The sequence below is a fragment of the Flavobacterium panici genome (assembly GCF_903819335.1).
In the GTDB taxonomy this organism is placed as follows: Bacteria; Bacteroidota; Bacteroidia; order Flavobacteriales; family Flavobacteriaceae; genus Flavobacterium; species Flavobacterium panici.
In genome coordinates, this window is record NZ_CAIJDE010000044.1 from 111,649 (window position 1) to 138,643 (window position 26,995).

At 34.8% G+C, this 26,995-nt stretch carries 21 protein-coding genes, 1 pseudogene and 1 riboswitch; of the genes and pseudogenes, 15 read left to right on the forward strand and 7 right to left on the reverse strand.

The annotated features are described in order from the left end of the window. Position 1 precedes the first annotated feature (1 nt). The 5 genes from FLAPXU55_RS13030 to FLAPXU55_RS13050 all read left to right on the forward strand — a co-directional run bounded on the left by FLAPXU55_RS13030 (position 2) and on the right by FLAPXU55_RS13050 (position 5,210). Positions 2–901 carry an HlyD family secretion protein gene (locus FLAPXU55_RS13030; protein ID WP_180858149.1) on the forward strand — a complete coding sequence of 300 codons (900 nt, stop codon included), beginning with the start codon at positions 2–4 and terminating at the stop codon, positions 899–901. Beyond that, positions 901–1,809: an ABC transporter ATP-binding protein gene (locus FLAPXU55_RS13035; RefSeq protein ID WP_180858151.1), complete on the forward strand. Its 909-nt coding sequence runs from the start codon at positions 901–903 to the stop codon at positions 1,807–1,809. Before FLAPXU55_RS13030 ends, FLAPXU55_RS13035 begins: the two co-directional genes overlap by 1 nt. A 259-nt stretch (positions 1,810–2,068) precedes the next feature. Further along, positions 2,069–2,809, forward strand: coding sequence for an ABC transporter ATP-binding protein (locus tag FLAPXU55_RS13040; protein ID WP_180858153.1), 741 nt, complete (start codon positions 2,069–2,071; stop codon positions 2,807–2,809). Between the two features lie 179 nt (positions 2,810–2,988). Further along, on the forward strand, positions 2,989–4,095 hold the full coding sequence (locus FLAPXU55_RS13045) for an ABC transporter permease (RefSeq protein ID WP_180858155.1): 1,107 nt from the start codon (positions 2,989–2,991) through the stop codon (positions 4,093–4,095). After that, positions 4,092–5,210 (forward strand): ABC transporter permease, encoded by a 1,119-nt coding sequence (locus FLAPXU55_RS13050; RefSeq protein WP_180858157.1) that lies wholly within the window; start codon positions 4,092–4,094, stop codon positions 5,208–5,210. The genes FLAPXU55_RS13045 and FLAPXU55_RS13050 overlap by 4 nt, the downstream gene beginning before the upstream one ends. A 50-nt stretch (positions 5,211–5,260) precedes the next feature. Here FLAPXU55_RS13050 and FLAPXU55_RS13055 read toward each other — a convergent pair whose 3' ends face one another. From FLAPXU55_RS13055 to FLAPXU55_RS13075, 5 genes are all read right to left on the reverse strand, one after another. Further along, positions 5,261–6,058 (reverse strand): SDR family NAD(P)-dependent oxidoreductase, encoded by a 798-nt coding sequence (locus FLAPXU55_RS13055; RefSeq protein ID WP_180858159.1) that lies wholly within the window; start codon positions 6,056–6,058, stop codon positions 5,261–5,263. Between the two features lie 49 nt (positions 6,059–6,107). Continuing rightward, positions 6,108–6,689, reverse strand: a complete 582-nt coding sequence (locus FLAPXU55_RS13060) for a TetR/AcrR family transcriptional regulator (protein ID WP_180858161.1) — start codon at positions 6,687–6,689, stop codon at positions 6,108–6,110. An 80-nt stretch (positions 6,690–6,769) separates the two neighbouring features. Next, positions 6,770–7,684 (reverse strand): helix-turn-helix domain-containing protein, encoded by a 915-nt coding sequence (locus FLAPXU55_RS13065; protein ID WP_180858163.1) that lies wholly within the window; start codon positions 7,682–7,684, stop codon positions 6,770–6,772. A 17-nt stretch (positions 7,685–7,701) separates the two neighbouring features. Further along, positions 7,702–8,535: an SDR family NAD(P)-dependent oxidoreductase gene (locus FLAPXU55_RS13070; protein ID WP_180858165.1), complete on the reverse strand. Its 834-nt coding sequence runs from the start codon at positions 8,533–8,535 to the stop codon at positions 7,702–7,704. A 62-nt stretch (positions 8,536–8,597) separates the two neighbouring features. Beyond that, positions 8,598–10,094: an aminotransferase-like domain-containing protein gene (locus tag FLAPXU55_RS13075; protein ID WP_180858167.1), complete on the reverse strand. Its 1,497-nt coding sequence runs from the start codon at positions 10,092–10,094 to the stop codon at positions 8,598–8,600. Positions 10,095–10,161: 67 nt separating this feature from the next. On the opposite strand from FLAPXU55_RS13075, the gene FLAPXU55_RS13080 reads away from it, so the two are divergent. The 10 genes and pseudogenes from FLAPXU55_RS13080 (at position 10,162) to FLAPXU55_RS13125 (ending at position 24,656) form a co-directional block, all read left to right on the forward strand. Beyond that, positions 10,162–12,027, forward strand: a complete 1,866-nt coding sequence (locus tag FLAPXU55_RS13080; protein ID WP_180858169.1) for a TonB-dependent receptor plug domain-containing protein — start codon at positions 10,162–10,164, stop codon at positions 12,025–12,027. Between the two features lie 198 nt (positions 12,028–12,225). After that, the gene (locus FLAPXU55_RS13085) at positions 12,226–12,603 is read left to right on the forward strand and encodes a hypothetical protein (RefSeq protein ID WP_053474230.1); all 378 of its coding nucleotides are present in this window, start codon (positions 12,226–12,228) and stop codon (positions 12,601–12,603) included. Between the two features lie 122 nt (positions 12,604–12,725). After that, positions 12,726–13,172 (forward strand): annotated as a pseudogene (locus tag FLAPXU55_RS13090) (transposase); the annotation flags it as partial. A 129-nt stretch (positions 13,173–13,301) separates the two neighbouring features. Then, complete coding sequence (locus FLAPXU55_RS13095) at positions 13,302–14,105, forward strand: DUF2490 domain-containing protein (RefSeq protein WP_235992047.1); 804 nt, start codon at positions 13,302–13,304, stop codon at positions 14,103–14,105. A gap of 84 nt (positions 14,106–14,189) precedes the next feature. After that, positions 14,190–14,393: riboswitch (cobalamin riboswitch) on the forward strand. 104 nt (positions 14,394–14,497) lie between these two features. Continuing rightward, positions 14,498–16,546 (forward strand): TonB-dependent receptor, encoded by a 2,049-nt coding sequence (locus FLAPXU55_RS13100; protein WP_180858180.1) that lies wholly within the window; start codon positions 14,498–14,500, stop codon positions 16,544–16,546. Further along, positions 16,543–17,688, forward strand: coding sequence for a DUF5074 domain-containing protein (locus FLAPXU55_RS13105; protein WP_180858182.1), 1,146 nt, complete (start codon positions 16,543–16,545; stop codon positions 17,686–17,688). Before FLAPXU55_RS13100 ends, FLAPXU55_RS13105 begins: the two co-directional genes overlap by 4 nt. A gap of 60 nt (positions 17,689–17,748) precedes the next feature. Then, positions 17,749–18,966 carry a cell surface protein gene (locus FLAPXU55_RS13110; RefSeq protein ID WP_180858184.1) on the forward strand — a complete coding sequence of 406 codons (1,218 nt, stop codon included), beginning with the start codon at positions 17,749–17,751 and terminating at the stop codon, positions 18,964–18,966. Positions 18,967–18,990: 24 nt separating this feature from the next. Next, complete coding sequence (locus tag FLAPXU55_RS13115; RefSeq protein WP_180858186.1) at positions 18,991–21,276, forward strand: T9SS type A sorting domain-containing protein; 2,286 nt, start codon at positions 18,991–18,993, stop codon at positions 21,274–21,276. 224 nt (positions 21,277–21,500) lie between these two features. Continuing rightward, positions 21,501–24,191, forward strand: coding sequence for a PAS domain S-box protein (locus FLAPXU55_RS13120; protein WP_180858188.1), 2,691 nt, complete (start codon positions 21,501–21,503; stop codon positions 24,189–24,191). A gap of 3 nt (positions 24,192–24,194) precedes the next feature. After that, positions 24,195–24,656: a response regulator gene (locus tag FLAPXU55_RS13125; RefSeq protein WP_053474238.1), complete on the forward strand. Its 462-nt coding sequence runs from the start codon at positions 24,195–24,197 to the stop codon at positions 24,654–24,656. Positions 24,657–24,664: 8 nt separating this feature from the next. Here the strand turns inward: FLAPXU55_RS13125 and FLAPXU55_RS13130 are convergent, their stop codons facing one another. Together FLAPXU55_RS13130 and FLAPXU55_RS13135 are read right to left on the reverse strand one after the other, a co-directional pair. Beyond that, entirely contained in the window at positions 24,665–25,576 is a 912-nt protein-coding gene (locus FLAPXU55_RS13130; protein ID WP_180858190.1) for a helix-turn-helix domain-containing protein, read from the reverse strand. Positions 25,577–25,668: 92 nt separating this feature from the next. Beyond that, positions 25,669–26,484, reverse strand: coding sequence for an SDR family oxidoreductase (locus tag FLAPXU55_RS13135; protein WP_180858192.1), 816 nt, complete (start codon positions 26,482–26,484; stop codon positions 25,669–25,671). Positions 26,485–26,995: the final 511 nt, after the last annotated feature.

Consider the following 26,995-nt stretch of genomic DNA (forward strand, 5'->3'; position numbering starts at 1 on the left):
AATGAAAAAAATAGCATTTATAATAATAGCAGCAACAGCAATATCATGTTCTGATAATAAGAACGAATTTGATGCAACAGGAACTTTTGAAGCAGTAGAAACCATTATTCCGGCAGAAGCAAGCGGTATAATCAAAGAATTAAAAGTTGAAGAAGGGAATATTTTAAAAGAAAACCAAGTCGTAGGTTATATTGATACCATACAGCTTTCGCTGAAACGTGATCAGCTTGTGGCACAAATTAAAGCAACACAGAGTAAAAAACCCGATATCAATTCGCAGTTAGATGTTTACAGAGAAGAATTAAAACAAGCTAAACTAGACCAGCAGCGTATGCAAAATTTAGTAAAAGCCGATGCCGCAACGAGAAAACAACTGGATGATGCCACAACAAAAGTTTCGGTTATTCAAAAACAAATTACCGCTTTACAAACGCAGCTTAATATCAGCACAACAGGAATTGACGATGAAACCCAAACCTTAAAAGTTCAGATAAGTCAAATTCAGGATCAGCTGGCTAAATCGAAAATTGTCAATAAAACAAACGGAACAGTTTTGACAAAATATGCTGAAGTAGGGGAGATGGCGACAATTGGTAAACCACTTTATAAAATCGCCGATTTATCAACCATAAACTTAAGGGTTTATATTACCGGAGATCAATTACCGGGTGTAAAATTAAACGACAATGTAAAAGTTTTTGTAGACGACACAAACAAAACTTATAAAGAATATAGCGGTGTGGTTGAATGGATTAGCGATAAAGCGGAGTTTACGCCAAAAACAATTCAAACAAAGGACGAACGCGCCAATTTGGTTTATGCTGTTAAAGTGAGAGTTAAAAATGATGGTTATTTGAAAATTGGAATGTATGGCGAAATTAAACTCAAACTTTCAAAATAATGGAATCCGTTGTTGTAAAAAATATTACCAAAACCTACGGAAAGGAGAAAAAGGTTGCTGTAAATGATGTTTCATTTTCGGTAAACAAAGGCGAACTTTTTGGATTAATTGGCCCGGACGGCGCAGGAAAAACCAGTATTTTCAGAATTCTGACCACGGTTTTATTAGCAGATAGCGGTTCGGCTTCAATTGACGGATTGGATGTGGTAAAAGAGTTTAAATCCATCAGAAATACAATTGGTTATATGCCGGGAAAATTCTCCTTGTATCAGGATTTAACAGTCGAAGAAAACCTTAATTTTTTCGCCACATTATTCGGAACCACAATTGAGGAAAATTACAATTTGATCAAAGATATTTATGTTCAGATTGAACCTTTTAAAACCCGAAGAGCAGGAAAATTATCGGGCGGAATGAAACAAAAACTAGCTTTGTGCTGTGCCTTAATCCATAAACCAAATGTTTTGTTTCTGGACGAACCTACAACCGGAGTTGATCCTGTTTCCAGAAAGGAATTTTGGGAAATGCTCCAAAAACTGAAAAAACAGGATATTACCATTATTGTTTCAACACCTTATATGGACGAAGCCAATCTTTGTGACAGAATTGCATTGATTCAGGACGGAAAAATTCTTTCAATCGACAGTCCGAAAAATATAATCCAGAATTATCCTGATGCACTTTTTGCTGTAAAAGCAGATAATATGTATTCACTTTTGAAAGCTTTGGCAATATATCCAAATCGGTTAATGAGTTATGCTTTTGGAGAATTTGCTCATTTTTCTTTCAAAGAAAACCCAGATAAAGCAGATTTATTACAGTTTTTGGAAACAAAAGGAATTAAAAATATAGAAATAAAAGAAGCTGCCGTAACGATAGAAGACAGTTTTATTAAGCTCTTAAGTTAATATGGTTTTTAAACACATAGGAACATAGATATTGAATTTTCATTTTACTCATTTTTTTAAACATAGCCAGTGGTTTCAACCACTGGAAACGCATCGTGATTATCCAGCGTCCCAGTGGTTGAAACCACTGGCTATATTAAATATAATGTCATTTTAAAACATCTCTATCTATGTTTGTTTAAACAAGTGAAACGCCTTTTCAACTCAACGAATATCTATGTTCCTATGTGTTTAAAAAATTAAGCAACAGAAAAAAAATATGAACGAGAAAGTAATTTCGTGCAAAGCATTAACCAAACGATTTGGAGATTTTACCGCCGTAGATGCCATCACTTTTGAAGTGGAAAAAGGAGAAATTTTCGGATTTCTAGGCGCAAATGGTGCAGGTAAAACAACAGCCATGAGAATGCTTTGCGGTTTATCGAACCCAACATCCGGCGAAGCAAAAATTGCAGGTTTTGATATTTATAAAGAAACCGAAAAAATAAAGAAAAGTATAGGATATATGAGTCAGAAATTCTCGTTATACGATGATTTGACGGTTCAGGAAAACATTACCTTTTTTGCCGGAATTTATGGTTTAAGTGATAAAGCCATCAAAGAAAACAGTGCCGCACTTTTGAAACAATTAGGAATGGAAGATCAGGCAGACAAAAGAGTCAGTTCACTTCCGTTAGGATGGAAACAAAAATTGGCTTTTTCAACCGCGATTATTCATAAACCAGAAATTGTGTTTCTGGATGAACCAACAGGCGGCGTCGATCCTGTAACACGCCGACAATTTTGGGATTTGATTTACGAAGCATCCGGAAACGGAATTACCATTTTTGTGACCACGCATTATATGGACGAAGCCGAATATTGTAACAGAGTTTCGATAATGGTCGACGGAAAAGTAGAAGCACTCGATACGCCTACAAACCTAAAAAAACAATTTAGCGTAACCACAATGGATGAGGTATTTTATCATCTTGCCAGAGAAGCCAAACGCGGAGAATAGTTGTTCGTCCTGCAAGGTTTTCAAAACCTTGTAGGTATTAAGAATAGACCATATTCTAAACGAATTCCATCCTGCAAGGTTTTCAAAACCTTGTAGGTCTAAATATAAAGTGCACCAAATAATAGCATACCTACAAGGTTTTGGAAACCTTGCAGGATAAAAGAAAAAATAATCCGAATATGAAACAATTTCTAACATTCGTAAAAAAAGAATTTTTGCACGTACTGCGTGACAAGAAAACACTGCTGATTCTCTTTGGAATGCCGGTGGTGCAGATTCTTATTTTTGGTTTTGCTTTAACCAATGAAGTAAAAAACTCCCAAATAGTAGTCGTTGATTATGCCAAAGATATTGCCTCACAAGAAATCATTACTAAAATAGAAGCAAGCCGTTATTTTGAAATTAGAAAAACCCTTGCCGGAAGTAAAGAACTGGAAGCCGCTTTTAGAACCGGTGAAATAAAAATGGCAGTGATATTTCCGGAAGGATTTAATAACCAGCTTTTACATCAAAATAAAGCACAGATTCAAGTTTTGGCCGATGCATCAGACCCAAATAATGCGACAACTTTGACCAATTATGTTTCATCAATTATAAACGATTATCAGGCACAATTGAATCAGGAAAATGCAGTGCCGTTGCAGATAAAACCCGAAGTAAAAATGCTATACAATCCGCAGTTAAAAGGCGCGCCAAACTTTGTTCCCGGCGTTATGGCTTTGGTTTTAATGTTAGTCTGCGTGATGATGACGGCAATTGCTATTGTAAAAGAAAAAGAAACCGGAACCATGGAAATTCTTTTGGTTTCTCCGTTCAAACCTTTAATGGTGATACTTTCAAAAGCAGTTCCGTATCTTTTACTTTCAATGGTAAATGTAGTTTCCATTTTATTATTGAGCGTCTTTGTGCTCGATTTACCCATTGCCGGAAACATACTCTTACTTTTTGCAGAAAGCACTTTGTTCATTATAACCTGTTTGACTTTAGGAATTTTTATTTCGGTTAAAACCGATTCGCAGCAAACTGCCATGTTGATTTCATTATTAGGAATGCTTTTGCCAACCTTACTTTTCAGTGGCTTTATGTTTCCTATCGAAAATATGCCTCTGCCTTTGCAGTGGTTTTCAAATGTTGTGCCTTCAAAATGGTATTATATCATTGTAAAAGGAATCATGATAAAAGGACTAGGATTCTCCTATGTATGGAAAGAAACTTTAATCCTGTTCGGAATCACCATTTTCTTATTGATTGTAAGTCTTAAAAGCTTTAAAATACGTTTGTCATGAGAATCATCAAATTTTTACTCATCAAAGAGTTCAAACAAATATTTCGTAATCGCGCCATTTTAGCCGTGATTATGGTAATGCCCGTTATACAGCTTATTATTTTGCCGCTTGCAGCCAATTATGAAATCAAAAATATCAATCTGGCTGTGGTGGACAACGACCGATCTGATTATTCCAGAGATTTAATCAATCAGGTTATTGCTTCCGGTTATTTCAAATTAAGAACTTATAACGATTCGTATAAACAAGCGTTCACACAATTAGAAGAAGACAATGCCGATTTAATTCTGGAAATTCCACATGGATTTGAAGAAGATCTTATAAAAGAAAACAAACAGCAGCTTTTTATTGGTGTAAACGCCATTAACGGAACAAAAGCCGGATTAGGCGCTGGTTACATCAGCGATATTATAAGAGAATACAATAATGGTTTGCGTAAAAAAATGAATGTTCCAACAAGTTTTAATGCTATGCCGGTAATTGAAATTACATCATCAAACTGGTACAATCCGCATTTAAATTATCAATTGTATATGGTTCCGGGAATTCTGGCTATTTTGGTGACACTTGTTGGCGGATTTCTTTCGGCATTAAATATTGTAAAAGAAAAAGAAGCCGGAACAATCGAACAAATTAATGTTTCTCCGGTCAAAAAATACCATTTCATTTTAGGGAAATTAATTCCGTTCTGGATTCTTGGCAATGTAGTTTTTACATTAGGATTATTAGTTGGCTGGATTTTTTACGGAATAATTCCGCTGGGAAATCTGTTGGTTTTATACGCTTTTATCGCCGTTTATTTGCTGGCTATTTTAGGTTTCGGGTTATTGGTTTCCACAATCTGCGACACACAGCAGCAAGCCATGCTTATTATGTTCTTTTTTGTAATGATATTTGTTTTAATGGGCGGTTTATTTACACCAATAGACAGTATGCCGGATTGGGCAAAAACAGTTTCAAAATTTAATCCAATAAGTTATTTTATTGATGTAATGCGAATGGTTGTAATAAAAGGAAGCGGTTTTAAAGATGTTCAAAAACACATTTTAGTCATTATAGGTTTTGCTATTGTTTTGAATATTGCCGCCGTTTTAAATTATCGAAAAACATCTTAAATAAATTAAAAACTAAAGCCTTGATTTTTATTGTCAAGGCTTTAGAATATTTAGATTAAACAGTTTTTAAAACCCCCGCCATCAGCGCGTAAACAAGAACCATTTGTTGCAATCGAAAGCGGACTTGAAAGATAAGCCGCAAGAGAAGAAATTTCGTCTGGATTTATAAAACGCTGCAATAAAGAATCCGGATTTGTCTGCTGAATAATAGCACTTTTCATTTGCTCGACTTCTATATTTTGTAATGAAGCAATATGTTCAATGGTAGCCGCAACGCCGTCAGAATAAGTTGGCCCGCCGAGAATGGTATTTACTGTAACTTCTGTTCCCTTTGTTAATTTGGACAAACCATTACTTACAGCCATCATAGATGCTTTTGTCATTCCGTAATGAATCATATTTCCGGGGATATTCACTCCAGATTCACTGCTGATAAAAATAATTCGTCCTGAATTTTTCTCCAGCATTTTCGGTAAAAGTTTTTGTGAAAGAAGAATACCGCTCATCACATTAATATCAAAAATTTTGTACCAATCTTCCTCTTGAATATCTTCAAAAGCCTTTAATTCAAAAATGCCGACATTATTAATCAAGATATCGATATTGTCTAATTTGCTCAATAAATTTGAAACTTCTTCTTTATTGCTAAAATCAGCTTTTATTCCAGAAACAATTGCATCGGGAAATTCAGCTTTTAATTTTTGTACGGCAAGATTCGTTTTTTCTTCATTTCTGCCGTTAATGATAACTTCTGCTTTTTCATTTAATAACTGTTGCGCAATTGCAAAACCAATTCCCTGAGTTGAACCGCTTATAAAAGCCTTTTTTCCTTCTAATTTTAAATTCATTTTTATTGTTTTAATTTTGTAATGATTGATACATAAATAATCAAAAAAATTAGCTGAGAACAGCTAATTGCATTTCGATTTGATTTTTTAAGACATTTTTGTCGGGGTACATTCGGCGCAGCGTATTTAATCCACACCAAAAAGTGATCAAATATTTCCCTAATATTTCGGGAGCCGTTTTTGTTTTTAAAGTTCCGTTTACCTGTTCAAGCTTTATCGCCTGCGTGAACATTTCTTCCACTTCTTTTAAAATCTGCACCGCATTGGCTTCTAGTTTTTCATCAATAAAAGTCATTTCAACAACCGTATTAGCAATGATACAGCCTTTAAGATGTTCGTTTTCATCCGCGGCAGCGATACTTCTAAAAAAATTCTTAATCAATTCTAAAGGTGAATCGCTTTTATTTAATTCAATTTTAAAAGCATCAAAAGCCAATCTGCGTTCTTCAATTGCTTTTTGGAAAACCTCTTTTTTACCGCCTTTAAACGTATTATAAAAACTTCCGGCTCCGGCTCCGGTTGCTTTTTGCAAATCGCTCAGTGAAGTGGCACTGTATCCTTTTTGCCAAAAAACTTCCTGAGCTTTCTTTATAATATTAGCGTCTTCGTAAATTGTCGGTCTTCCTCGCATCGCAGATTTATTTTGTAATGATCGGTACAAAATTATATAAAAAATAAGCTGAATTCAAAATTTTGAATGATTTTTTAAAATCAGTTAAGAGATTTTTTGAATTGAAGCGGCGTTAAATTGGTTTTCTTTTTAAAGAGTTTGCTAAACGACTGCGAATATTCAAAACCTAATGAAAAGGCAATTTCGTTTACACTTAAACTCGTTGTCGAAAGCAATTGTTTTGATTTTTCAATAATATGATTCTGAATATATTGCTGGGTATTTAAACCCGTAATATTTCGAAGTAAATCGGTTAAATAACTGGCAGAAATATTTAATTCCTGCGATAAATACTGCACCGTAGGAAGTCCTTTTAAAACAGGATTTTCTTTCTCAAAATAATCAAATAATAATTCTTCTAATCTGCTTAATAAATCATGTGCAGCGGTTTTTCGGGTAATAAACTGCCTGCCGTAAAATCGGTTAATATAATTAAGAATCAAGTCAAGATGCGCCACAATCAAATCCTGACTGTAATGATCAATATTGTTTTTCAGTTCGTCCTGCATTTGCTTTAAAAGCCCTGAAATAATTACATCTTCCTTATCAGAAAGATGTAATGCCTCGGCAATGGAATAAGAAAAAAAACCGTAATTATTAATCATTTTTCCTAAAGGATAATTTCGGATTAAATCAGCTTTAAAAACCAGCATAAAACCCATAACAGGATTATCATTTATCTGTGTAACCGAAAATATTTGATCTGGTTTTGTGAGCGTTATCATTCCTTCATCAAAATCATAATCACGCTGGCCGTATTTGAATTTCCCGTTAACGCCTTTTTTCAAAGTAATGCAGTAAAAATCATTCGAAAAATGTTCCCAGATATCGCTGTGTTTATAACTCAGTAAAGCAAAATCAATCACGCTGACTAAAGGATGATCTGGTTTAGGAAGTGCAAATAACTGATGCAGTTCTGAAATACTTTTGATTTTATGTGGAACCGATTTTTTCATCTAAACAAATTTACAAATTAATCGAAATTAGTCGCAAACGAAAGATGTTTCCATGATTCCATTTCTTCGGCTTCGGTTTTTCGATGTTCAATAATCGAGTTAAAACTGTCATTTCCTAAAGGAAGATGCACAGGCGGATTTTCTAATTGGGTAACATCAATTAATATTCTAGCCAGTTTTTTTGGGTCGCCGGGCTGGTTTCCGTCAAAACTTTTCAGCATATTTACGTGCTTTTCTACATTGTAAACTGGAATTTTATTTTTGGCCTGCGCCAAAGTGCTGTCGCTCATAAAACTCGTTCTAAACATTCCCGGCGCAATTGCAGTAACTTTAATGTCGAATTGTTTTGCTTCTTGTGCCAAAGCTTCAGAAAGTCCGATAACGGCAAATTTAGCAGCATTATAACTTCCCGTATTCGCATAACCAATATAGCCCATATTGGAAGCAATATTTAAAATATGTCCCGATTTTTGCTGACGCAGAAAGGGCATCACATTTCTAATAACATTTACAGTTCCAAATAAATTGACATCGATCGTTTTGCGGAATTCTTCGTCGCTTATTTCTTCCATACTTCCCACTAAATAATAACCCGCATTATTCAGGACAACATCAATTTTTCCGAAAGTATCAATTGTAGTCTGAATCGCGTTTTTTACTGCTGCATCATTTGTAATATCAACCTGAAGCGGAAGAAAGTTTTCATTTTGATTCCCAATTTGGTCGATTAATTCTTTTAGATTTCTGGACGTTGCGGCTACTTTATCGCCATTTTTTAAGACTGCATTTGCAGTTTCAAGTCCCATTCCTTTTGAAGCTCCGGTTATAAACCATACTTTTTGACTGCTCATAATTTTTGTGTTTAATTATAAAGCAAAATTCAAAAAACTATAAGCTTAAAAAGTGTTCAAATTCAGGACTTTTGTGTTCCAATCGCTTCAATAGATTTACATAAAATAGAAACTGCTTTTTCCATTTCTTCTTTTTCTAAATGTCCAAAACCTAATCTTGTCGCGGTTACATCTTTTGTTTGGTATAAAATAGTTTTGGGCAGAAACAAATCATTTTTGGCACATTCTTTTTGCAGTGTAATCAAATTGAATTTATCAAGCCATTCAATCCAAACCGCCAAACCACGCGCGGGAACTTTAAATTTAATTTTGCCTTTCAGCTTTTCATTCAATAAGGAAATAAAATAATCCCGACGTTCTTTGTAGATTTTTTTATTTTTTTTCGAAAGCCGATGCACTTCGCCTTCGTTAATCCATTCGGTTAAAACTTGTTCTTTTAAAACATCAATTCCGGGTTCCAGAATATTTTGATGTTTTTCTAATTCAGAAATAAATTCCGGCGGAGCGGCGACAAAACCATAACTAAATCCAGACGGAAGCGATCGTCCAAACGAACCAATATAAACCACTTTTTGATTGGAATCAAAAGCCGCTAAAGGCAAAATAGGATTATTATCATAATGGAAATCAAAATCGTAATCATCTTCCAGAATCACAAATCCGTATTGATTGGCGAGTTCCAGTAATTCCTTTCTTCTTTTGGCACTCAAAGAAATAGTCGTTGGATAATTATAATTGGAAGTCAGATATAAAAGCCTGATTTTGGTTTCTTCACAAATCTCTTTTAAACGATTCGTGTCAATTCCGTCGGGATCAACGGGAATCGTGATAATCTGCGCTCCGGTATTCGTCAAAGTCATGTTTGAAATATAATATCCCGGAGAAGCGACAACGACTTTATCGCCCGGAGAAATCAGCAGTTTTGTAACCAGATACAAACTAATTTCATGACTGCTTGTCGTCAATAAATCTGCCGTAGCAATTCGTAATCCGCGAGTAAGATTGAGGTAATTCGAGAAATGAGTTTTAAAATTTAAATGCGACCGAATTTGAATCTGCTCGTATGTTTTGGATGTTTTCTGTCTTTTTAATTTTGAAACATACAGTCGCGCCAAAATATCATTTTGAACCAATCTTAAATCCGGCATTCCGTCATTAAACTGATACGGAAGATTACTGGTTTCGGTAGGGTTTTCAAGAATGGTCGAACGTTTGAATTCAAAACCAATATTGATTTCCTGCGTTTTATTTTCCTTTGGAACTATAAATTCGGCATTACTTTTTTCTTTGTGCTGAGAAAGGATAAAAGTTCCTTTATTAGGAAGCGTTTCAATCCAGCCCTGCGATTCTAAATCCTGAAAAGCTTTTATTAAAGTGTTTCGGTTTACGGCTAAAAGTTTACATAAAATGCGTGTTCCCGGAAGTTTTGTTCCTTCTGGAAGAAATCCCGTTTGTATCGCTTTTATAAATTCAAAAACGATCTGCAGGTAAATTGCAGTGCTTTCTTCTGGCTTAAGCTGAATAAAGCTTTTAAAAGGAATTTGAACCGGACCACTCATAATTACAAAACTGGTATACTTGATTAGTACGGCAAGGTACTACTTTTGCAAAAAAATTAAAACCAGGATGAAAAAAATCTATTTTGCTGTTACAGCATTAATATGTACCAACTTTTATGCCCAGACAAAAAAGGATTCGATTATAGAAATTGATGAGGTAATTATTCATGAAAACCGATTAAGCACGCCAATTTCAAAACAAAACAGAAACGTTTATGTTATTAGTAACGAAACGATTAAAAAATTACCGGGAAGAACGCTTCAGGAAGTTTTGCAATATGCAAACGGGGTTGATATAAGACAAAGAGGACCTTTTGGAGGACAGGCCGATATAAGTGTAGACGGAGGAAGTTTTGAGCAGACTGTTGTTTTGTTAAATGGTGCGAAAATAATTGACTCTCAAACGGCTCATAATATGCTTAATCTGCCGCTTCCGGTTGAAGCAATTGAAAGAATCGAAATTTTGCGTGGTCCTGCTGCGAGAATCTTCGGAATCAACAGTTTAACGGGAGCAATTAATATTATTACTAAAAAGCCAACAAAATCGGGCGTTTTATTGAGCACTTATGCGGGTTCTAATTTTGAGAAAGATTCTGACGATACCGGAGATACATTTTTTGGAACCGGAGTTCAGGTTGGCGCTGTTTTAGGAAAAGAAAAGCAGCAGCATTCGATTTTTGCATCGCATGATAAAAGTAACGGATACCGTTATAATACAGGATTTGAAAACAATAAAATTTTGTATCAGGGAAATGTTCAGGTTAACGATTCTAACGAAATTTTAGGTTCGTTTGGTTATGTAAAAAACGGATTTGGTGCTAACGGATTTTACGCTGCACCCGGCGATAAAAATTCTACGGAAGTAGTACAGACAACTTTTGCTAATATTCAGTCGAAACATGCTATTACAGACAATTGGAAAATAATGCCAAGAGTTACCTACAGATACAATTATGATGATTACAGATATTTAGGAAATAACAACCTGAATGCAGGAAGAAGTCAGCATTATACTAATTCTATTGCGGCAGAATTAAATTCTTCTATCAAAACTGAAAAAGGTGAAATTGGTTTTGGTGCCGAATTCAGAAATGAAGATATTCATTCCTCAAACATTGGCGATCACGATCGTGAAAATGTGGGGATTTATGCAGAATACAAAACGTATTTGTTTGAGAAATTAAATGTGAATTTAGGAACATATCTTAATTATAATTCAGATTATAAATGGCAGATTTATCCAGGGCTTGATGCAAGTTACGAGTTGACAAACGAGTTTAAGGTTATTGCTAATGTGGGGACTAGTCAAAGGATTCCTTCGTTTACAGACTTGTACTTGAATCAGCGTCCGGGAAATATTGGAAATCCAGATTTGGAATCTGAAAATGCTTTTCAAAGTGAATTCGGGTTTAAATTCAACAGAAAATCTTTAAACTTAAACGTGAATTATTTCTACAGAGAAATCAGTAATTATATCGACTGGACCAGAATGGTAACAACGGTGCCGTGGCAAAGTCAAAACTACGGGGATTTAATTACAAACGGAATCAACATGCGTGGATCATACAGTTTTAATTTTTCTGATGATTCGAAAATGAATTTCACTTTAGGATATTCTTACTTAGATTCTAAATTTAAAGATACCCGCGACGAACCGTATTCTAAATATTTAATTTCGTCTTTAAAACATCAGGTAACCAATACGATAGATTTTCAGCATAAAGATTTCTCCGTTTTATTGGCAACTCGTTTTAACGAAAGAGTTACAGGAGCTTCTTACTGGATTAATGACGCCAGAATTAGTCAGTCCATTAAAAAGTTTACCATTTTTATTGATGCACAAAACATTTTCAATACTACTTATTATGAAATTGGAGCATTTCCTTTGCCGGCAAGATGGTTCAGTTTAGGTGCAAAATTTGTTACTTTTTAAATTCAGAGGTTAGTTATAAAAAGGGGAAAGGTATTCGATATCTTTCCCCTTTTTTTGTATCCTTTTTGTTTTGGAAAAAAGTAAGAAAAAAAATAAAAAAAGGTATGTATTGCGGATAATTAAATAAAATCAGATCTATAAATTTGTGTCAAGTACCACAAGAAATAACATTTTAGAATCCTATTAAACCCAAAACATATGTCTGATTTTTTAAAACAATTTGGAGAAGATCTTAAAAAGAACGTACCTGGTTTTATCGCAGTTTCTGTAGCAGAAATCAAAAGCGGAATGTCCTATTATTCACAATCAGCTTTTAGCGATTTTGACCCGGAACTGGCATCTGCCTATAATCTTGAAGTCGTCAAAGCAGAAATGAACGCCATAAGAGCTTTAAAATTACAAGGTCAGGTTGTTGATAACGTTATGATTACGCTGACTTCCCAAATTCATATTATTGATGTTTCTGATAACGGAGAGTATTTTATTTATTTGGCAGTAGACTCGACCAAAGCCAATTTAGGTATGACAAAATCTATATTGAATAAGTATAAAAAAGAAATAGCCCACAAACTGTAATTGTATTTTTTTATAATTTTAAAGAGGATTTTCTAATTTGAATTTCCTCTTTTTTATTAAAGATCGTTTTTTGTAAGCAAAGATTTATTTTATATTTAGTTTCAGAAAAGCGATTTTTTATAATGGAATTACGGCAATATTTCGAAAAATACAATGACGAAGAAACCTGCATTGAGGAATTTAAAAACAAACGACTGGAAAACGGTTTGGTTTGTAAAAAGTGCGGGCATAATTCCCATTCTTTCAGAACAGTCGATTTAAAATTTCAATGTAAAAAATGCAAAAACAGAATCAGTCTTCGATCCGGAACCGTGATGGAAAACTCCAATTTACCCTTTAGATACTGGATGATTTGTATTGAATTAATGACACTTTCTAAAAAGAAATTCTCCATTTTACAATTGCAATATCTTTTAGGACACAAACGCTACGAACCTATTTGGCTTATGGTTCAAAAAATTCGTTTGGTCATGCACGAACGGGACGAAAAGTATATGTTACGCGCTTATTCTGAGTTTGATTCTGAATTTCTAAGGGAAATTGGAAAACTTACTTTTTCAAAAAAGAAATAAAAATCTGCGAAAATTTGGTTTCATATTATAATCTGCAACCTTAAATCCTTTAAGCATAACACACAGCCTTTTTATCTTTGTTATACTCCTGTTTAAACTTTATTTTAAATAAGTAAACTAAGATTTATGAGTACGATTAAAAAAGGTTTTCTGTTATTATTTTTTGCAGTTTTTATACAAATTGTAAAAGCGCAGGATGCTCCATATTCTATTGGTTTTATTCCGGCATCAATTGAAGAGGGAGATATTGCTTTCCCAATTTATGAAAAATGGCATTTGAGTGGACAGGCCGATTTTCAATTGGTGACACAAGGTGCGTATACAAATGGAAATCCTTTTGCTTATACACAGCGTGTTGTAGTTAGGCCGTGGCTTATTTATTCCGGATTTAAAAATATAAAACTGTGGCTGGGTTATGCTCACAATCAAAAATATGCCGTAGAAGAAGCCGGAAATTATGAAACCTTAGAAAACAGGCTTATTGTAATGGGAACTTTTTCTCAGGATATGCCAAAAGGTTCCATTTTTGAACAAGTGCGTTTTGAAACCAAATTTTTTGATGACAGAAACGGAGTTCCGCAGACAATTCCGAGATTAAGAGCAAGATTTGGTGTGAATCATTTTCTGCGTCAAACCAAAGAGAAACCTATATTTTTAGCACCAAACATTGGCTATTATACAGAATTAATGCTAAAGTTTGCCTCAAAAGATTATGCCGAAGAGCATTTTGATATTTTTCGATTATCAGTTTACTACACGGCAGGTATAACGCCCAATATCCATTTTCTGGCTGGCATCATTGGTCAGATGCAATTGCGTACAAACGGAACTCAGTTTGATGTGTATTACGGGCCAATGGTTTCTGTAAAATACAGTATCACACCTAAAGAAAGAGAAACTTTTGACAGCGTCGACGGCGGTGCTGATTAAATTTTATCTGATCCTGAAAAATTGCTTAAATTTTTAAATCAACTAATTTTAGATATTACTGCCTGATTTTTTCAGGATAGTTCTATCTTTGCGCCAGATTTTGGTCTGTTTTTTCAAGTTTTATGAAAAAACAGTTAAAAGGGAATCAGGTGTAAATCCTGAACAGACCCGCTACTGTAAGTTCTATATAAGTCTTTAAACACTACTATTGCCATTGTCCCGTGTGGATGAGAAGGCTGTTTTAAAGATGGAACAAGTCAGGAGACCTGCCACAATCACATAGTTTAAGACTTTCGTGGAATAAAGTTGACAACAAGAATTGACCTGTTATTTACATAACAGGATTATCTCTTTTTGCTATTACATCCCGAAGTTTATTTAATTAATTGGTGATGTATTATAGAAAAAAAATACTCTTATTCGTTTTTATACTTTTTATTCCGTTTGTACTTCATTCGCAAGTAGATACAGATAGTCTGCGGGTTTTAAAAGAAGTAATCTTAAAAGGAAAACCCTATCAGGAAGTTATTCCCGTGCAGACACTTTCGGGAAAATTACTCGAAAATTTGTCGAGCCATAATGTTGCCGATGCTCTTCGTTATTTTGCCGGAACCCAAATAAAAGATTACGGCGGACTTGGCGGTCTTAAAACCGTTGATGTTCGTAACATGGGAACACATCACGTAGGTGTTTTTTATGATGGAATACAATTAGGAAATGCACAAAACGGCGTTACCGATTTAGGGAAATATTCTCTTGACGACATGGAATCCCTAACGATGTATAACGGACAGAAAAGCGAAATATTCCAATCGGCAAAAGACTTTGCGGCGGCTTCTACAATTTATTTAAGAACAAAACGTCCGGTTTTTATTGGCTATAAAAAAACAAATCTCTTAGTACGTTTCAAGACAATGTCAATCAATTATTTTGATCCTTCTTTTAGATGGGAACAAAAATTAAGCGACAAAGTGAGCATGAGTTTTAGTTCTGAATACATAAAATCGAACGGAGAATATAAATTCAGATACAAAAGAAATAATCTCGACGGAACAATCGCTTACGATACCACAGCCACGAGACATAATAGTGATATTGAAGCTTTAAGAGTAGAATCCGGTCTTTACGGAAAAATAAATAAAGGTTCCTGGGATGCTAAACTGTATTATTATGATTCAGACAGAGGAGCGCCGGGCGCGATTGTCGAAAACAAATTCTCAGACGGTTTTAGGCAATACGACAAGAATTTTTTCACTCAGGCATTTCTGGTAAAAGACTTTACCGAAAAATATAAATTTCAGGCAAGAGCAAAATTCGCTTATGATTATACACATTACGTTGCCAGAGATACCACGAATATTTTAGGCGAAACCGTAACCGAAGGCGCACAGTCTGACGATAGTTATTATCAGCAGGAATATTATATCACGGCGGTCAATATGTACAGTATTTTATCAAATTGGGATGTTTCACTGTCTACAGATTTTCAATACAACCGATTAAACGCCACAAGAAGAGGAATCCAGACTCAATTTTCATATCCACAGCGTTATACTACATTAATTTCTTTAGCCAGCACTTACAGAATTGGCGGTTTTAAAGCTTTAGGAAGCGTTATTGGAACCAATGTTCAGGAAGAAGTTCGCTACAACGCAAAAGCTCCAGACAAAACAGAATTTACTCCGGCATTATTTTTAGGCTATACACCATTTAAAAACTACGATTTTAATCTGAGAGCGTTTGCAAAACGAATTTTCAGAATGCCCACTTTCAACGATTTGTATTATACCATGATTGGTTCAAGCACTTTGCGACCAGAATATATGAATCAGTACGATGTTGGATTCACGTATAATTTTCCTCAGAATAAAGGTTTTTTCGACAAATTCTCTTTTCAGTTAGACGGTTATTATACCAATACAAAAGATAAAATAATCGCCGCGCCAACCGGAAATCTTTTCCGCTGGATGATGACGAATATCGGGCAGGTAGAAGGAAAAGGAATAGAATCTGTTTTGAATATGGGAACACATTTCGGCAAAGTTAATCTTGCCGCAAATCTTACTTACACCTATTCTGAAAGTAAAGATTATACCAAATTTGGCGGCCTTGAATTGTCCTCTTACGGAGACCAAATTCCGTATACACCGTGGCATAGCGGTTCAGGAATCTTAAACGCTGATTATGAAACCTGGAATTTCAACTACAGTTTTATTTATGTCGGAAAACGCTATAACGGAAATGTCAATAATATAAAAATTAATGAAGTTCAGCCATGGTATACGCATGATTTAGCCGTTCAAAAATCTTTTGCATTTCATAATTATAAATTAAAAGGCGCAGTAGAACTCAACAATGTTCTCAACCAAAATTATGAAGTGATATACAATTATCCAATGCCGGGCCGCACAGTGAAATTTATAATAAGTATTGAGCTATGAAAAAGATAACCGCAAAAATAATTCTCAGTTTATGTATCATTCTGGCTTTTGCTTCCTGCAGAGAAGACGAAATTATTTTTCCGTCAACAGATAAAAGTGTTGCTGCACCAAGAAGCGACGGAAATATCGAAGGTTTTTATCTTCTGAACGAAGGAAATATGGGAATGAACCGCGCCAGTATTGACGTTTTTAATTACAGAACCGGAAATTATACTACGGATATTTATTCGGAACGAAACCCAACGGTTGTAAAAGAATTAGGGGATGTAGGGAACGATATTAAAATTTATGGGAATAAAGTCTACGCTGTAATCAATTGTTCCAACAAAGTTGAGGTCATAGAAAAATGGACAGCAAAACGCATCAAAAAAATTGACATTCCCAATTGTCGTTACGTGACTTTTTATAAAGACAAAGCGTATGTGAGTTCGTATTCTGGTCCAGTTGCCATTGATCCAAATGCAGAAATTGGTTTTGTTGCCGAAATCGATACCATATCATTAGAAATAAAAAGAAAAGTAACCGTTGGCTATCAACCCGAACAAATGGTGGTTCATAACGGAAAATTGTATGTAGCGAATTCCGGAGGTTACCGAGTTCCGAATTACGATAGAACTGTTTCTGTAATTGATTTGGAAACATTCAAAGAAATCAAAAAAATAGATGTGGGAATCAATTTGTACAGCATGCAGATTGACCGCCGCGGTGATATTTATGTGAGTTCCAGAGGAGATTATTACAACACGCCTTCTAATCTTTTTGTAATTGATACCAAAACCGATGAGAAAAAAATGCAGCTCGACATTCCGGTTTCAGATACTTGTCTGGTCGATGATTTACTTTATTTCTACAGCGTATCGTGGAGTTATTTAACCAACAGCAACAAAATTATTTACGGAATCCTCGACACGAAAACCAAACAAATAATCACGGATAAAATCATTACAGACGGAACTGAAAAGCAAATTATGATTCCGTACGGACTTCAGGTAAATCCCGAAACAAAAGAGATTTATATAACCGATGCCCAGAATTATGTCGTAACAGGTTACATCTATTGCTTTACACCCGAAGGTAAATTGAAATGGAAAACAACAGCAGGAAATATTCCGGCGCATATCGCTTTTATCACTAAAAATTGAGAAGTGAGAAGTGAAAAGAGAAAAGAGAAAAGTAAGAAGTAAAAAAATCTAATATCATAAATGAAAACAATTCCTTTTAAAATTTTAAAAACCACGTTGCTGTCAATTCTCTTTTTGGGATTCATTGCTTGTGAAACCGATAAGGAAGAAGACAATGTTGAAATTCCCGCAGAAGTACTAAAAGAATATTATTCAATTGACCGATTTAAAGTGCTGAATATTGCGCCAAATCTGCCAGCGAATTCAAAGTTAACGTGGATTGCAAATGAAGATTCTTTGATTTCGCAGAATTCTCAGCTGGATTTTATTAGTCCGTATTTAAAAAATTACAAACTGACTTTAAAAGTTGAAATTAATGGATCTGTAAAAACTTATACATCGACAATCAATGTTGTACAAGAGACAAAAGCTTACAGCAAATATATCTCGAATGTATTTGATTTTCGTCCGGCAGCAGGTCAGTTTACGAATACAATTCCGGAATATGTAACGGGGAATACGCAAAACAATCTTATTAGTGCAGCAAAAAAAGCACTTGTTGGTTCAAATACGACTATGGTTTCATTAGGCGGTTTTGGAGGACATGTGGTTTTTGGCTTTGATCATACAATTCCAAATATGGCTGGACGTGATTTTAAAGTTTTAGGAAATGCCTTTTGGGGAAATCAGGCGAATGAAGCACGTTCAGGATCTTGTGAGGCCGGAATTATTTCAGTCGCTTACGACAAAAATAAAAACGGAAAACCCGATGAAGACGAATGGTACGAAATAGCAGGAAGTGAATATTTTAAAAACACAACTTTAAAAAATTACAGTATCACTTATTTTAAACCAGATCCCAATAAAACTCCAATTGTGGCTGAAGGAAATGAATCCTGGCAAATGGATTCTGAATATATTAAATGGCAGGATAATCTCGGAAATTCTGGTTATAAATCTAAAAATATATTCCACGAACAAAGTTATTATCCGCTTTGGATTTCGGAGGCTTCTTATACGCTGAAAGGAACAAAAATAGCAGACAATTTTTACGATCAAAGCGGCGCAGGAAATTATTGGGTAGGGAAATCTTTTGATTTTGGCTATGCCGATAATGCTCCAAATAATGACAAAGCCTCAAATATTGACATTGCCTGGGCCGTAGATAAAAACGGAAATTATGTAAAACTTCCCGGAATAGATTTCATTAAAATACATACAGCAATCAATCAGGAAGCGGGCTGGTTGGGAGAAGTTTCTACAGAAGTAGCAGGAGCTTACGACTTATATCTAAACTAACAAATTTTTTAAATCAACTATAATATGAAGAAAAATTACTTTTTAATAGTACTATTATTTATCGCATTCTTTACCAATGCACAGGTAACGGTGCAAGGTGTTCCGCGAAATGATATTCAGCAAAAATCATCGGTTAAAAAACTGACGAGTAAAAAAAAGGCTAGCGCGGCAGATTTTGCTCAAATTAAATATTGGGTAGGAACTGGCGCAAATCAAGCGGCATTTGTGGTACAATGGAATGACGAGAAAAATGCCGATGCTTTAATTTGGGGTTTTAGATGGGATGGAAATGCAACGGGAGAAGATATGCTAAAAGCAATTGCAAAAGCAGATCGCCGTTTTTTCTCTCTTTTATATCAGGGAACTCAGTTTGGATCTGCAATTGGCGGACTTGGTTTTGATTTGAACGGAGCCAATACAAACGGACTTTATAAAGATAAAAATGTAACTTATCCTTATTATCCGGTAAACGGAATTGTAAATACGACAGAATACGATTTTGATTTATATACGCCTATTGATGCTGCAGATCACTGGCAGTCTGGCTGGACAAGTAACGGATATTGGTCGTATTGGGTAAAAAATCCAACGGATACTGAATTTGGTTATTCTGGTTTGGGAGCAAGCATCCGTGTTTTGGAAAACGGTTCCTGGGATGTTTGGAATTATAATCCGGGATTTAATTCGTTTGATATTGCGTCAACTTTTACTGCGGTAACGCCATATGTTGCGACAACAGATTTTACTGCGGGTTATTTCTTGGTAAACGAAGAATGGTTTGGTCACACCAACGGATCTGTAAATTTTGTGAATGCTGACGGAAATATTAGTTACCGTGTTTACAGTGCGACAAACAGCAGTCAGGCTTTTGGGGCAACAACGCAGTATGGAACAATTTATGGAGATAAGTTTTACTTTATTTCAAAGCAAGCTTCAGATGGAGGAGACAGTCAATATACTCCGGGCGGAAGATTAGTTGTTGCGAATGCAAAAACGATGAAAAAAATTGCCGGATTTAATGATATTGGCGGAGGCGACGGACGTTCGTTTGTAGGTGTTGACGAAAAGACGGGTTATATTGGTGCTTCAAACGGAGTTTTTCTTTTTGATATTGCCAATCTAAAAGTGGGAAGCCTAGTAACAGGAACAGGCGGCGGAAGTCAGTATTCCGGACAAATTGGAAATATGATTCGTACTTCTCATTATGTATTTGCTGTAAAACAAAATGCAGGAATTCTGGTTATTGATCCAGCGACAAATAGTGTAAAAACTACTATTACCGGAGCATTTCATTCTGTAGTTCAGGCAAAAGACGGAAGTGTTTGGGGAATTCAGAATCAAAAATTAATCAATATTAATGAAACGACTTTTGCCCTAACAGAATATGCAATTCCAACTACGAAATATTTAGGATCTTGGGGAGCCTGGAATGCAGGAAGTTTTACGTACAGTAATCAGCAAAACGCTTTGTATTGGATAAATTCTATTAATAGTTTTAATTCAGGAACACAAATTGTAAAGTTTGATGTTGCCACAAAAACGTTCAATGAGAATTTTGCAGTAATTCCGGGACAAACAGGAACTTTTAAGCAAATTCCTTATGGAGCAGCATTGCGTATTGATCCGGTTTCTGATAAATTAATTCTGAACACAACAGAAAGCGGATTTGGAGCGCATTACCAAAAAAACTGGATTCATACTTTTGATAACAAAGGAGTTTTAACAAACACTAAAATTTTAGATGATTATTACTGGTTTCCTGCTATGACTGTTTTTCCGGATAATGCTTCGCCAGTAATAAGTGCGACGTTGCCTTCAGAAGTTTCAGTGAAAAATGCAACCGTAATTGATTTAAAAAATATTGTTTCGGATGCAGATAATTTATCTCTTGCCATTGCAAAATCGGTAAAATCAAATAGTGATGCACAAATTGTTACAGCGGTAATAAATGAAAAAGACGAGTTGGTTTTAACACCAAAAAAGACTGGAAATGCGACAGTTGTAATCAGTTTTAATTCGAATGGTAAATTTGTTGAAAAATCAATTACTGTTAAAGCATCAATTAATTTAGGAACAGAGGAATTTACAAAAGTAAAACTGGCAGTTTATCCTAATCCGGTTGCAGAAATCCTGAATATTCAAACAGAAGATGAAGTATTAGGCGTGAATGTTTATGACATTTCAGGAAAAGCAATTAATGCTGAGGTTAATAATAAACAAATTAACGTAAGTTCTTTAATAAAAGGATTATACATTATAAATGTTGTAACTGATAAAGCTAGTTATGTACAAAAGTTTATTAAAAATTAATCTTTTGAATAAAACAAAAACCGAACCCCTTTATGAATTCAATAAAGGGGTTTTTTAATTTAAATCATTTTGATCCTTATAATGAAGATTGAAAAAAATACAGCATTTAGTGTGAAATTATAAAGCGGAATGAATCATAAATAATTACTTTATTTATGCCATAAAATTAATTATATTAGCATTAGCATAGCAATAAAAAATATTCATTACACTAAAATGCTGCGATGGAATTAACAGAAAATAATGATTTTTTTGAAACTGTTTTTAATTCTGCTGCAAACGGAATCGCAGTTATAAAGTCTTTGTTTAACGATAAAGGCGAAATAGAAGACTTTTCTATACTACTTTTTAATACTTATACCAAAAAATGGATTGGCGATATCGAATACAAAAACAAACGGTTCAGTGCTGTTTTTCCCACGATAAAAAAAAATGGTATTCTTGAAAGATTTATTGAAGCGGCTCAAACCGGAGTAACAGCTAATTTTGAAAGCTGGTATGATGGAGAGGGAATACAGCTTTGGTTTCGGTTTACGGCTGTAAAACAAGATGAATTACTCATTGTAACCACAGAAGATATAACCGAAAGAAAAAAAGCAGAAATTACACTCAACAATGCCTTAACAGCTGCAGAAAAACAAAAAAGACTTTACGACTCCATCACAAGTACAACACCGGATTTGGTCTATGTATTCGATTTATCATACAAGTTTACATATGCCAATAAAGCCTTGCTTACCATGTGGGGGAAATCAGCAGAAGATGCCATTGGAAAAGGTTTAAGAGAAAACGGATATGAAGAATGGCATGCTGCAATGCATGAAAGAGAAATTGACGAAGTTGTTGCTTCTAAAAAATCTATTAGGGGAACAGTTTCTTTTCCGCATGCAGAACTGGGAAAAAGAATTTACGATTACATTTTTGCCCCGGTTTTAAATGAAAAAGGAGAAGTAGAAGCTATTGCAGGTACGACGCGTGATATTACTGAAATAAAACTGGCAGAGGAACATCAGTTTTTATCCCGAAAAAAAATAGAAGAAAGCGAAGCCCGATTAAAATCTATGATCGATCAAACGCCGTCTCCAACTTTGGTATTAATGGGTGACAATTTGGTTATCGAGCAGATTAACAAACATATGCTCACCCTGATTGGTCGCGACGAGGAGATAATAGGCATGCCCCTGATTGAAGTTTTGCCCGAATTAAAAGGGCAGTACGTTTGGACCCAGGTTCAAAATGTTTATAATAAAGGAATTTCTTTTGACCAGAGTGAAGTCCTGGTTCAGCATAACCGTACAGGTATAATAGTCGATTATTACTATAATCTGGCCTATCGTCCTTTAGTGGAAGATGGAAAAATAACCGGTATGATTCAGGTAGCGGTTGATGTTACACAACAGGTAGTGGCCCGAAAAAAGATGGAGGAAAGTGAAACCCGTTTCCGCGCTTTGGTTAATGCTTCATCTGATATGGTGTACAGCATGAATGCAGACTGGACAATAATGCGAACCATGGAAGGAAGCAGATTTTTATCTGATGTTGAAGAACCAACTATAAATTGGTTTGATAAATACATTCATCCGGATGATAAGCAAATAGTGCTGAATCATATTAAGGAATCAATAGCAAACAAAAGTGTTTTTGAATTAGAATACAGAGTTTTAAACGCAGATGGATCATTAGGTTGGACTTTTTCAAGGGCAATCCCAATATTAGACCATGAAAATAATATAATTGAATGGTTTGGTGCAGCAAGTGATATTACTTCGCAAAAAGAGGTAGAGCAGATTATTAAGGAAAGCGAAGAAAAATTCAGACTTCTTGCAGATTTGGTACCGCAAATTATCTGGACCGGACAACCGGATGGTTTTGTCGATTATTATAATAAACGCTGGTATGAATATACCGGTTTTGAAGAAAATGAATTTGGAGATACAAGCTGGACTCCTTTCCTGCATCCGGATGATGTTGATCTGGTATTGGGATATTGGTATCAAAGCGTTCAAAAAGGTACTGCATATCAAATTGAACTGCGATTAAAAAATGGAGATACAGGAGAATTCAGATGGTTTTTAAGTAAAGCAGTACCTATAAAAGATGGATCGGGAGTGATTGTCAAATGGTTTGGTACCTGCACCGATATTCATGAACAAAAAACGATTACTGAAAAACTGGAAGTTCTGGTTGAAAACAGAACGAAAGAATTAAAACGTTCCAACGAAGATTTACAGCAGTTTGCACATGTGGCTTCTCATGATTTAAAAGAACCGGTAAGAAAAATTAAAACATTTACAAGCAGGCTGGAAGATCATCTTGATGGAAAGTTAGACGAATCTGCAAGCAGGTTTATAGAGAGAATTCACGTTGCGACAGATCGTATGTACAATATGATTGATGGCGTTTTGGCATATTCTAAAATCAACGCCGATTTGCAGAAACCAACTTTGGTTGATCTCAATAAGGTTATAAAAAATATTGAAATTGATTTAGAAATCATTTTGCAAAAAACAGGCGGGAAAATTCATTATCACGATCTCCCAACAATTGAAGGAGCTTTGGTACTTCTTTATCAGCTTTTTTATAATCTTATTAATAATTCTATTAAGTTTGCCAAAAATGAAACGCCGCCAGAAATTAAATTATCATCAAAAATAGTTACTCAGGAGGATAAAAGTCTTGCTGTAATTACAGTGGAAGATAACGGAATTGGCTTTGAATCTGCACAGGCAGAGCGGATATTTGAAACTTTTACGCGTCTCAATTCTAAAGATAGTTACGAAGGAACCGGCTTAGGATTATCACTTTGTAAAAAAATAGCAGAACGGCATGGAGGAAATATTGTTGCAGAAGGTAATACAAAAGGTGCCGCTTTTATTATAACACTCCCTTTAAAACAAAATGAAAATGATATTTAGATTATGGAAAAGAAAATAATTTTATTGGCTGATGATGATATCGATGATACAGAAATGTTTTGTGAGGCATTAGAAGATGTAAATGAAAATGTTGTATGTCATTGTGCCGTTAATGGTGTAGAAATATTTGAAATATTAAAGACAATTGATGAAAAACCGGAACTTATTTTTCTGGATCTCAATATGCCGATTATGAATGGCTGGAACTGTTTGGAATTATTAAAAAAAGATCCGGCGTATCAGGATATACCCGTAATTATGATTTCGACATCCTCGCATAAAAAGGATATGGAAGCAGCTGCAAGTTTAGGGTCGATTTGCTATTTTGTCAAGCCAAATAATTTTAATGATTTAAAAGAAATATTAAGGGTGATTACCTCTAATTTAGGATCCGGCTTAAAGGATGCAATTGTTAATTCACTCAGCAAAGGTTCCAAACATATTTTTACCTGCAGCGATAATTGATTACGAATTTAATTCAGACTTCTAAATTCTATTGGCGTTTTCCCTGTTTTTTGCTTGAACAGTTTATTGAAATACTGCGGATATTCAAACCCTAATGAATAAGCGATTTCGCTGACCGATTTATCACTGTTTAATAAAACGTTTTTGGCTTCTTCAATTAAATAAAAATGAATATGGTCCTGAGTGTTTTTGCCCGTTTCTTTTTTTAGCAGATCACTTAAATAACTTGGTGAAAGATGTACTTGTTCTGCCAGAAATTTTACAGTTGGTAATCCTTTTTCGGTATTGCTTTTTGCATTAAAATATCCGGTCAGTATTTTTTCAATTTCAGTAACTACAGAATTATTCGAACTTTTTCGGGTAATAAACTGTCTTCCGTAAAAACGGGAACAATAATTCAACAGCAGTTCAATTGTAGAAACGATAATGTCCTGACTGTGTATATCGATGTTTTCTTTTAATTCTCCTTCAATTTTAAGCACACAATCGTATAAAATTTGTTTTTCTTTCTCTGACATATGAAGTGCTTCAGACATGTCGTATGAAAAAAAACTATAATCCTTTAATTTATTATTTAAAGAAGTTGCCCTGATGAGGTCCGGATGAAAAAATAATCCCCAGCCCATCATAGCTGGTGAAACCTCAATATCCTCGTCCATTTCGAGAACTTGATTTGGAGCCACACAAATCAAACTTCCATCTTGAAAATCAATGATTTTTCGTCCGTATTTGATATTATTTCTATTGTAGTTTTTGAATATCAATCCGTAAAAATCTGGAGAAATTTTGGTGTCTTCCGTAATCTGCTCTTTTACCTGACTAAAATCTACCACGGCAATAAGAGGGTGCAAAATAGGAGTTTCCAGATGAAAAAAACGGAATAAATCTGAAATCGTTTGTAAATGTATAAATGCGCTCATAACAGGATCATTAATGTAAAGATACCAATTTTTAAAAGACCTATAAGAATCACCACGTTCTGATGATTCTCATAGGTTTATCAGTTTAAAGTTTAAAGTCCGAATTGTGCTTTCATTCCGCCAATGAATGTTTCATCATCAAATTGCTTACGGTTTTCAATAATGACTTTTGCATCTTCTCCGGCGTGATATCTTAGTTTATTTGTACCGTCTGTAGCCGCTTCGTAAATTACTTCGGCCACTAAACTTGCAGGCGAAGCAGTATCAAATAAAGCCGGCAGTGCTTCCATTACTTTTCCAACCATACTTTGATATTCTGTAAAAGTTTCATCATTGCTAAAGTCAAACGAACGTCCGGCAAAATCAGTTGCAATAGCGCCTGGTTCAATAATTTTTACTTTTCCTCCAAATTGTTCCACTTCAAAACTTAAGGATTCAGAAATACCTTCAACAGCAAATTTAGTTCCGTGATATAAAGCGCCAAGTGGAAAAGTCATTTTACCTCCAATTGAAGAAATATTGATGATAATTCCATTTTTATTTTCACGAAAGTGAGGTAATAATGCTTTTGTAACATCAAGAAGGCCAATAACATTCGTATCAAACTGACGTACAATTTTTTCTCTTGAAAAAGATTCTAAAGTTCCATAAGCGCCATATCCGGCATTATTTAGTAATACATCAATTTTTCCAAATTTAGAGATTCCGGCCTTTACCGCATTCTCGATAGATTGTAAGTTCAATACATCAAGGTTCGTAACAAAAACATTCTGTAATGCTTTTAATTCTGTTTCATTTTCAGGATTACGCATTGTCGCGATAACATTCCATCCTTTTGATTGAAATAATTTTGCAGTTTCTTTTCCAATTCCGCTGCTTGCTCCTGTAATTAAAATTGTTTTGTCCATTTTTTTAGCTATTAAATTAATAGTGTAAAGGTCTAAACAGAAGAGCTGTTACGAATAATACTAATTCGGGCAATTTGTATTCTTTTTACGGATTTTGGAAATGCTGTTTCATTCCATTAGGAATGTTTCATCGGTAGCAAAAATAAAGGTCAGCCACATTTACGTTCCGTAGGAACGTTTGATATGCCAGATTATTAAAAAACGATGCAAAAATCAAACGTTCCTACAGAACGTAAACGATGATAACAATATATTTTTTCTACCGACGAGATGTTCCTACAGAACAAAGAGATATAACTTGTTATTTTTGGATATCCCGTTATCATTCCATTAGGAATGTTTCGTTGGTAGATAAAAATAAAAGTCAGCCATGTTTACGTTCCCTAGGAACGTTTGATATGCCAGATTATTAAAAAACGATGTCAAAATCAAACGTTCCTACGGGACGTAACGATTATAACAATATATTTTTCTACCGACGATATGTTCCTACGGAACAAAGAGATATGAC